General features: G+C 42.3%; 8 protein-coding genes. 6 read left to right on the forward strand and 2 right to left on the reverse strand.

Going from position 1 to position 8,584, the window contains the following annotated elements; translation table 11 throughout:
• Positions 1-295: 295 nt before the first annotated feature.
• The 4 genes from PX482_RS21815 to PX482_RS21830 all read left to right on the forward strand — a co-directional run bounded on the left by PX482_RS21815 (position 296) and on the right by PX482_RS21830 (position 5,910).
• On the forward strand, positions 296-1,054 hold the full coding sequence (locus PX482_RS21815) for a Uma2 family endonuclease (protein ID WP_288123003.1): 759 nt from the start codon (positions 296-298) through the stop codon (positions 1,052-1,054).
• Between the two features lie 287 nt (positions 1,055-1,341).
• Positions 1,342-2,481, forward strand: a complete 1,140-nt coding sequence (locus PX482_RS21820) for a citrate synthase (protein WP_002796663.1) — start codon at positions 1,342-1,344, stop codon at positions 2,479-2,481.
• Positions 2,482-2,899: 418 nt separating this feature from the next.
• A complete protein-coding gene (locus PX482_RS21825) occupies positions 2,900-4,642 on the forward strand; it encodes an ABC transporter substrate-binding protein (RefSeq protein WP_288123004.1) in 1,743 nt (580 codons plus the stop codon).
• Complete coding sequence (locus PX482_RS21830) at positions 4,642-5,910, forward strand: glycosyltransferase (protein WP_004159223.1); 1,269 nt, start codon at positions 4,642-4,644, stop codon at positions 5,908-5,910. Before PX482_RS21825 ends, PX482_RS21830 begins: the two co-directional genes overlap by 1 nt.
• Positions 5,911-6,172: 262 nt before the next feature.
• Here PX482_RS21830 and PX482_RS21835 read toward each other — a convergent pair whose 3' ends face one another.
• Positions 6,173-6,517, reverse strand: coding sequence for a DUF5615 family PIN-like protein (locus PX482_RS21835; RefSeq protein ID WP_004159226.1), 345 nt, complete (start codon positions 6,515-6,517; stop codon positions 6,173-6,175).
• Positions 6,514-6,807 carry a DUF433 domain-containing protein gene (locus PX482_RS21840; RefSeq protein ID WP_002794978.1) on the reverse strand — a complete coding sequence of 98 codons (294 nt, stop codon included), beginning with the start codon at positions 6,805-6,807 and terminating at the stop codon, positions 6,514-6,516. Before PX482_RS21840 ends, PX482_RS21835 begins: the two co-directional genes overlap by 4 nt.
• 490 nt (positions 6,808-7,297) lie before the next feature.
• Between PX482_RS21840 and PX482_RS21845 the strand changes: the two genes are divergently transcribed.
• Together PX482_RS21845 and PX482_RS21850 are read left to right on the forward strand one after the other, a co-directional pair.
• A complete protein-coding gene (locus tag PX482_RS21845) occupies positions 7,298-7,519 on the forward strand; it encodes a hypothetical protein (protein WP_002755098.1) in 222 nt (73 codons plus the stop codon).
• A 227-nt stretch (positions 7,520-7,746) separates the two neighbouring features.
• The coding region (locus PX482_RS21850) for an RNA-guided endonuclease InsQ/TnpB family protein (protein ID WP_288123006.1) at positions 7,747-8,584 on the forward strand (838 nt) is incomplete at its 3' end.

An 8,584-nucleotide genomic window follows, 5' to 3' on the forward strand; every position in this document is an offset into this window, starting at 1 on the left:
AAATTTTATGTTAAGAAAGATGTGACTAATGGATAGATTAAGGGGGGCAGGGGGGATCAAACCTAAAATCCATTTTTAATTTAATTATAACCAGCTACTTAAATATCAAGTCCTCTAGCTAGAGTCGCAACAGTAAGCCCAGAAAAAATGCTCTAGGGCAGGGTTGACTAATTCCCACTCTCCGATACTTTTTAAACAGGATTTAGGATCATCACCGTCCCTAAATATTTGCCCTGGTTTTTTCTAGTAAAGTTATACTATTAAGGAAGCCAAGACGAAATTCTAGGGTTAAGCAATGGTTAGACAACTCGACGACAGCCCGAAAACCGCAATCGTCTATCCCGATAGCGATGGTAAACCGATGGCCGATAATACAAGACAATTTCGCTGGATTACGACGATTAAATCGAATCTAGACTGGTTATTTGCCAATAATGCCGATGTTTTTGTCGCTGGCGATTTACTCTGGTATCCCGTGGAGGGAGATAATAAGACTCGACAAGCGCCTGATGTGATGGTAGCTTTTGGCAGACCCAAGGGAGAAAGAGGTTCCTATCAACAGTGGAAAGAGAACAATATCCCCCCGCAGGTGGTTTTTGAAATTCTCTCTCCGGGCAATACCGCAACGGAAATGACCAGAAAACTGCTGTTTTATGACCGTTATGGTGTGGAAGAATACTACATTTATAATCCCGATAAAAATGATTTGGGCGGCTGTATTCGTCGGGAAAATCGGCTCGAAAGTCTAGAAAATCTCGATAATTGGGTAAGTCCTCGCTTGGGCATTCGTTTTCAATTAGCCGAACCAGAGTTAGTTTTGTATTATCCCGATGGTCAACCTTTCACCAGTTACAACGAAGAACGACAACGGGCCGAAACGGAAAGTCAACGGGCCGAAACGGAAAGTCAACGGGCCGAAACGGAAAGTCAACGGGCCGAAACGGAACGACAACGGGCCGAAACGGAAAGTCAACGGGCGGAAGCGGAACGGCAACGGGCCGAACGATTGGCGGCAAAACTGCGGGAGTTAAATATTAATCCCGAAGAAACTTAAAAAAATTATCGCTCGGCTCAATCGATCGAGATAGTCTCGCTACAATGAAAGTAGATAAATATCAAGTCCTCTAGCTAGAGTCGCAACAGTAAGCCCAGAAAAAATGCGCTAGGGCAGGGTTGACTAAATCGACGAAGCAATCGCTAAATAGGGGTAATTTCCGTCCACTTCTCCCCAATCCTGAACGGGAGAGGCAGAACCGAAGAATTTCTATAAAATTTCGGTAAGGGTGGAAAGATCAAGTAAGTTAGCGTTAGGGCTTAATCTTCGCCACGGAAAGTAGAACTATGACAGTTTGTGAATATCGGCCAGGTTTAGAAGGAATTCCCGCCGCCCAATCGAGTATCAGCTTTGTGGATGGGCAAAAGGGAATCTTAGAGTATCGGGGCATTCGGATTGAGGAACTCGCCGAAAAAAGTACCTTCCTCGAAACCGCCTATCTCCTTATCTGGGGTGTTCTGCCCACGGGGGCGGAACTGGACGAATTTGCCGATGAAATCCGTTATCATCGACGCATCAAGTACCGTATCGAAGACATGATGAAATGCTTCCCCGAAAAAGGCCATCCCATGGATGCGCTACAAACTTCGGCGGCGGCTTTAGGGTTATACTATGCCCGTCGGGCTTTGGATAATCCCGAATATATCCGTCAGGCAGTAGTCCGGCTATTAGCGAAAATCCCCACCATGGTGGCGGCGTTTCAATTAATTCGCAAAGGTAATCATCCCATTCAGCCCAACGATAGTCTTGATTATGCGGCCAATTTCCTCTATATGTTGACGGAAAGACGACCAACGGATTTAGCGGCGAAAGTTTTCGATGTCTGTTTGACCCTCCACGCCGAACATACCATGAATGCCTCGACTTTTTCGGCCATGGTGACGGCTTCCACTTTAACCGACCCCTACGGTGTCATCGCTTCAGCAGTGGGAACTCTCGCCGGCCCCCTCCACGGTGGGGCAAACGAGGAAGTATTGTTAATGTTAGAGGAAATCGGTTCGGTGGCTAATGTTCGTCCCTATGTGGAAAAATGTATCGCCAATAAACAAAAAGTTATGGGTTTTGGACACCGGGTATATAAAGTTAAGGATCCCCGGGCGACGATTTTACAAAATCTTGCCGAACAATTATTCGCGGAATTAGGTTCCGATGAATACTACGATATCGCCCTAGAATTAGAACAGGCAATGGTGGATATCTACGGCGAAAAAGGTATCTATCCTAATGTGGATTTCTATTCGGGATTGGTCTATCGGAAATTAGGCATCCCCAATGACTTATTTACCCCGATTTTTGCCATCTCCCGGGTGGCCGGTTGGTTGGCCCACTGGAAAGAACAATTAAATACTAACCGCATTTTCCGTCCTACCCAAATCTACACAGGAGAACACGAAGTCCCCTATACACCGATCGAACAACGTTCTTAGATTTTATCTCCCATTCTTGATGGAAACACGGTTTCTCGCCTTTGTCAATCTTTCCTAGGCGAGATTTTTTGTCTCATTTCCTGTTATATTGATGGGGCAAGGAAACAGTCCAGCGGCTTTCAGCTTGGTCAGTTTCGGTGTATATAGGGTCTGCTGAAAAAGTTTTTCGGTGGGGGCAGGGTTTGGGGTGTGGGGTGTGGGGTGTGGGGTTTTACCGGTTTTGAGGTGGCCAATTACCTAATTTTTAGGGAAAAAGTCCAGGGATTTTCCCCCTGATCACTCCCATACCTGGTACTTTTTGATTGACAAAAAGTCTAAAAGTCTTACCCAACAAGGTTTTTAGATTTATTCAGCAAACCCTATATAGCCAGGCAAGGTCTTTACTTCTAGATAGTCGGACAGAAAAATATTAAAGATTATGGTGAAATTTTGGCAGGGATTAACGGTATTTTTAATTTCTTGTTTATTGCTGATTTCCCTAACTGCTTGTGGTAATCAAGTTAGACGCAATCAAGTGGTCATATCGGTATTAAGTGACCCAAAAACCTTTAATGCTGTTTTATCGGCCGAATCCCCGAATATTTTTGGTTTAACCTACGAAGGACTATTAACAGAAAATCCCATTACTGGCAAAAAAGAACCGGTATTAGCAGAATCTTGGACAATTTCCGATGATAATTTGAGCATTATTTTTACTATGAGAGAGGGTTTAAAATGGTCGGATGGTCAACCCTTAACCGTTGATGACGTGGTTTTTACCTATAAAGACTTATATCTAAATCCTGATATTCCCAACAACTACCGCGATAGTTTAAGAATAGGATTAAAAAAAGAATTTCCAGTTATCACTAAACTAGATAATCGCAGAATCGAATTTAAACTCCCCGAACCTTTTGCTCCTTTTTTAGATGCTGTCAGTTCACCGATTTTACCTAAACACGCTTTAGAAAAAACTATTCAGAAAAAAAGCCCCGATGGTAGGTTAGAATTTCTCTCCACTTGGGGGTTAGATACTCCTCCCGATAAAATTGTTTTTAATGGTGCTTATAAACTAAAAGAATATATAACGGGACAAAGGATTATTTTTGAGAATAACCCTTACTATTGGAAAAAAGATGCCCAGGGACAACAATTACCTCATATAACTTCGGTAATTTGGGCAATTGTTGAATCTCAGGATACAACTTTACTGCAATTTCGTTCGGGAAGTTTAGATTCTATTGGGGTAACTCCCGAATTTTTCTCCCTCTTAAAAACTGAAGAAGAAAGAGGAAATTTCACTATTTTTAATGGTGGACCTGCCTACGGAACCCAATTTATCGGTTTTAATCTCAATCAAGGAAAACGCGACGGAAAACCCCTAGTAGATCCGATTAAATCCCGTTGGTTTAATAACTTAAATTTCCGTCAAGCTATTGCCTACGGCATTAATCGTCAAAGAATGATTGATGATATCTATCGAGGATTGGGACAAGAACAAAATTCTTTTCTTTCTATCCAATCTCCTTTTTACGATCAAACCCTGAAAGGTTACGATTATAATCCCGAAAAAGCCAAAGAATTATTATTAGAGGCCGGATTTAAGTATAATAGTGATAATCTCCTAGTCGATGCCGATAATAATCCCGTTAGATTTAACCTGATTACTAATGCGGGTAACAAAATCCGGGAAGCAATAGGCGCACAAATTAAAAATGATTTAGCCGCAATAGGAATTCAAGTGGATTTTCAAGCGATCGCTTTTAGCAATTTAGTTGATAAACTGAGTAATAGTCTAGATTGGGAAGCACATATTTTAGGTTTTACCGGCGATAATGAACCCCACGCCCCTAATATTTGGTATGTAGATGGAAATCTCCACGCTTTTAACCAACAACCTCAACCCGGCAGCCCGCCGATTCAAGGCTGGCAAGCGGCGGATTGGGAGAAAAAAATCGCCGATTTATACGTCAAAGGTTCCCAAGAATTAGACTTTGAGAAGCGCAAAGTTATCTATAATGAAATTCAACAACTTCAACAGGAATACGTCCCCTTTATTTATCTAGTTAATCCCCTCGCTTTGGGGGCCGTGCGTAACTGCTTTGAAGGCATACAATTCTCCGCCTTGGGTGGAGCATTCTGGAATCTAGAAGAATTAAAGAAAACCTGTGGAGGTGTTTAATGACTCATTTTGGCATTCTTTGTCCCACCGCTTCTGGACATATCAATCCTCTCCTACCTTTAGGAAAAGAGTTACAAAAACGCGGTCATAAAGTTACCTGTTTTTTAACTCTTGATGGTGAAGAAATGGTGCAAGCAGCCGGCTTAGATTTTCAGGCAATTGCACCCGACCAATATCCGAAAGGCACATCAGCCAAAAATTTAGCCGAAATTGGTCAATTACAGGGAAAAGCCGCCGTCCGTCGCACGGTACAATCAGTTACTAATTCTACCGCTGCCCTCTTTGAAACTATCCCTCAAGAGATGCGTCGCTTGGGAATTGATGCCCTAATTGTCGATCAAGTCTCCCCCTCAGGAGGTACAATCGCAGAAAAATTAGCTATTCCCTTTGTCAGTTTTGCTGGGGCATTGGTTTTAAATCGTGATCCGCTTATTCCGCCCTTTATGACCACTTGGGACTATAATCCCTCATTTATCGGGGTTATTCGCAATAAAATTGGCTATAAACTCCTTGACTCTCTGACTCGTCCTCTGAATGAGTTAATCAACCAGCAGCGTCAAGAATGGGGGTTAATTCCCTATCAAAACATCAATCAACGCTATTCCCCCCTTGCTCAAATTAGCCAACAACCCGCCGAATTCGAGTTTCCTCGGTCAAATTTACCCGCTCACTTTCACTTTACCGGCCCCTTTCACGATTCCTCCACCAGAAAAACGATTCCTTTTCCCTACGAAAAATTAACCGGACAACCCTTGATTTATGCTTCCCTCGGTACAATTCAAAATCGCCTACAATCGGCCTTTAATGCGATCGCCGAAGCCTGTGCCGATTTGCCGGTACAATTAGTTTTATCCTTGGGCAATGCCGACTCTAACATTCAAATAACAACCAAAAACGCCCTAGTTGTTCCCTATGCTCCCCAATTAGAGCTTTTAACCAGAGCCTCTCTTACTATCACCCACGCAGGCTTAAATACTACCCTAGAATCCCTAGCGCAAGCTGTACCGATGGTGGCCATTCCCATCGCTAACGACCAACCGGGGGTATCTGCTCGGATAAAATGGTCGGGTACAGGGGAAGTGATTCCGATTTCCCGTCTAGAAGTTCCCCGTTTACGAAAGGCGATTGAAAAGGTCTTATCCTTCCCCAGTTACCGAGAAAATGCCCTGAAAATGCAAAAAGCACTACAGAAGACAGGAGGAGTGAAAATGGCCGCCGATATCGTCGAAAAAGCCATTTCTACCGGCCAACCCGTCCTATCGGTATAATAACCAGGGTCTGCTAAAAAAGTTTTTCCTGCGGACAGGGTGTCGGGTGTCGGGTTTTAAAAACGTTATCGAAAACAATTGACAAAAATCGCCCTTTATAACCCGTCCATGGCCTAACACAAACCGAAGAACCATAAAGATTAGATTGAACATTTCTGGGATTTCTGTCTAACAGCAATGGTCAGCGGTGATGAATGAACTAGAACATCGCCGCTTCATCGTGTTAGCTGGCTTGTGCTTAGAGTGTAAGTTTGCGGAGAAATCATGCGTATAGTAACTGATTATTAATACTATCAACAGTCAACGTGTTGACTAAAACACCAACCCGTTGCACGACCTCGTAGGCAGTTTTCTGAGGGACAACAATAATTCCACAATGTTCTCTGCCTTCCTCTATGAATTGAAGATGTAATCGTTCAAAATCAACTCGGTTGTGGGTGACAAGACATCTACCTAAAGAAGCGGCAAATTCTAATTGTTCGCTGTCAGTTTTGCCCAAAGTTGACTGCTCAGGAACAGTGGTGACATCTAAACCACGAGAACGCAGAAGTGTTGCAACTAACGCCGACACATCTTCGTCCATGTAAAGCGAAGCAAATATGCTCATAGCTTACCCAAAGCTGCCTTTACAGAAGGATGCACCAACTCATCGGGGACTTGGTTACGTTCAATGTACTCGTTAATTTCTGCTTGATGATCCAAATAAAAACTCAAGGCATCGAACACTTGTGCTAAGGTCAAATGAGGTAAATGAGTTGGAATTTCCTCTGGCATCACACCTAATCGCCACAGACCTACGATTGCGCGAATAGATGTGCGAGTGCCTTCAATAATTGGCTCTCCACCTAAAATCTCATTGTTTCTGGTGACATAACGTGAAAGAGTGATAATCGTCATGGAATTAGGTCTCTTAGGGAAATCGCTAATTCTATTTTAGTCAGGGACAGACATGACTTGATCATGGCATCTAGTCGCTAGAGGCATCGTCGGCTAGATGTTTTTTCGGCAACTTAACCTAAGACTGGCTCTAATAGTTTGACTAGAGAAAAAAGAGGTGCGTTACATTTCATTAACGCACCCTACTGGACTGTTTCAGCTAATTTGGTGTATTAGAAAAATGCTATGAATTCTATAATCTAAGACTTTAAGCCGAAATCTATTGCCCTATTTTAGCTGAAACAATCCACTACCAGAGCGGCGTACTGCTACGCAGTGCCTTCGGCATCGCACTGACACAAACCGAAGAACCATAAAGATTAGATTGAACATTTCTGGGATTTCTCTCCAACGGCAAAGTTAGCCTGCTTTTGGGGCAGGGATTAGCGCAAAGGTGGTGTTATACTCAGACAAAGTGCAGAAAGTCAAAATCCGTAACTTTCTTGAATCCATGCTGACAACTACTCAATTTGCGCCCCTGCTAAAGCAATTGTCTTACTCCGATAAGCTCTTATTACTTAACTTTCTTGTAGCCGAGTTGCTCAAGGATTCTGGTATTGTACCGATGTCTATTGAAGATGATCTCCCTAGACAAGGTTTACATGACTCTTTTGAGGCTGCCGCCATTCTTGCTCAAGCATTAAAAGAGAAACAAGAATTGACTCATGGCTAATAAGGTAAGATTTGCTTTCACTGAGGTAGATTCTAGTCTTGGGGCATTAAGTGCGCTTCCTTATTTACCTATAATGTCGGCTTGAAGGAACCCTCGGTTTCACCTCGGAGATGAAAAGTTCCGCCAGCATAGAACAGCGAAGCACGACTAAGAATAACTCTAATCTATAGTTGCCAATTTAACTTTAGTATGCTAGAGTAGTTTGCGTGGTAGGTCGATAACGCAAAATGTTTGTTTTAGAGTACAAGCTTAGAGGAAAACCATCTCAATATCAAGCCATTGATGAGGCTATTCGGACAGTCCAGTTTGTTCGGAATAAATGTCTTAGATATTGGGCAGACAATAAAGGTGTAGGACAAAAAGATATTTATCGATACACAACTCAATTAAGAGATGAATATCCTTTTGTCAAAGACCTTAACTCTACAGCTTGTCAACAGGCTTGCGAACGGACTTGGACTGCTATTCTTAGGTTCTATAACAATTGCAAGAATCAAATCGCTGGTAAAAAAGGATATCCTAAATACTCTAAACGTACTCATTCTGTTGAGTTTAAAAAGTCAGGTTGGAAACTTAATCGAAATTCTAAGAGAATAACTTTCACTGATGGAAAAAACATTGGGGAGTTAAAACTAATTGGTAGTCGAGACTTGTTTTATTTTCAAGAATGGCAAATTCAACGGATAAGAATAGTTAAAAGGGCTGATGGATATTATTGCCAGTTAATGCTAAAACTCGATGCTAGAGATATAACCCCACAATTAGAATCGACGGGTCATTGCCTAGGATTAGATATGGGGTTAAAATATCTTTATGCTGACAGTAACGGGAATACAGTAGAGCCTCCTAAGTATTATCGAAAAGCCGAGAAACGTCTTCATAAACTGAATAGAAGAAAGTCGAAAAAGTTTAAGAGAGGACAAAAGCAGTCTAATAACTACAAAAAAGCTAGTCAAAAATACGCCAAGGGACATTTAAAAGTAAGTAGGCAACGAGAAGAGTTTGCTAAAAAATTGGCACTCCGTTTAATTCAGTCAAACGACTTGATAGCCTACGAGGATTTAA

The organism is Microcystis sp. M53602_WE12 (assembly GCF_030065455.1).
GTDB lineage: Bacteria > Cyanobacteriota > Cyanobacteriia > Cyanobacteriales > Microcystaceae > Microcystis > Microcystis aeruginosa.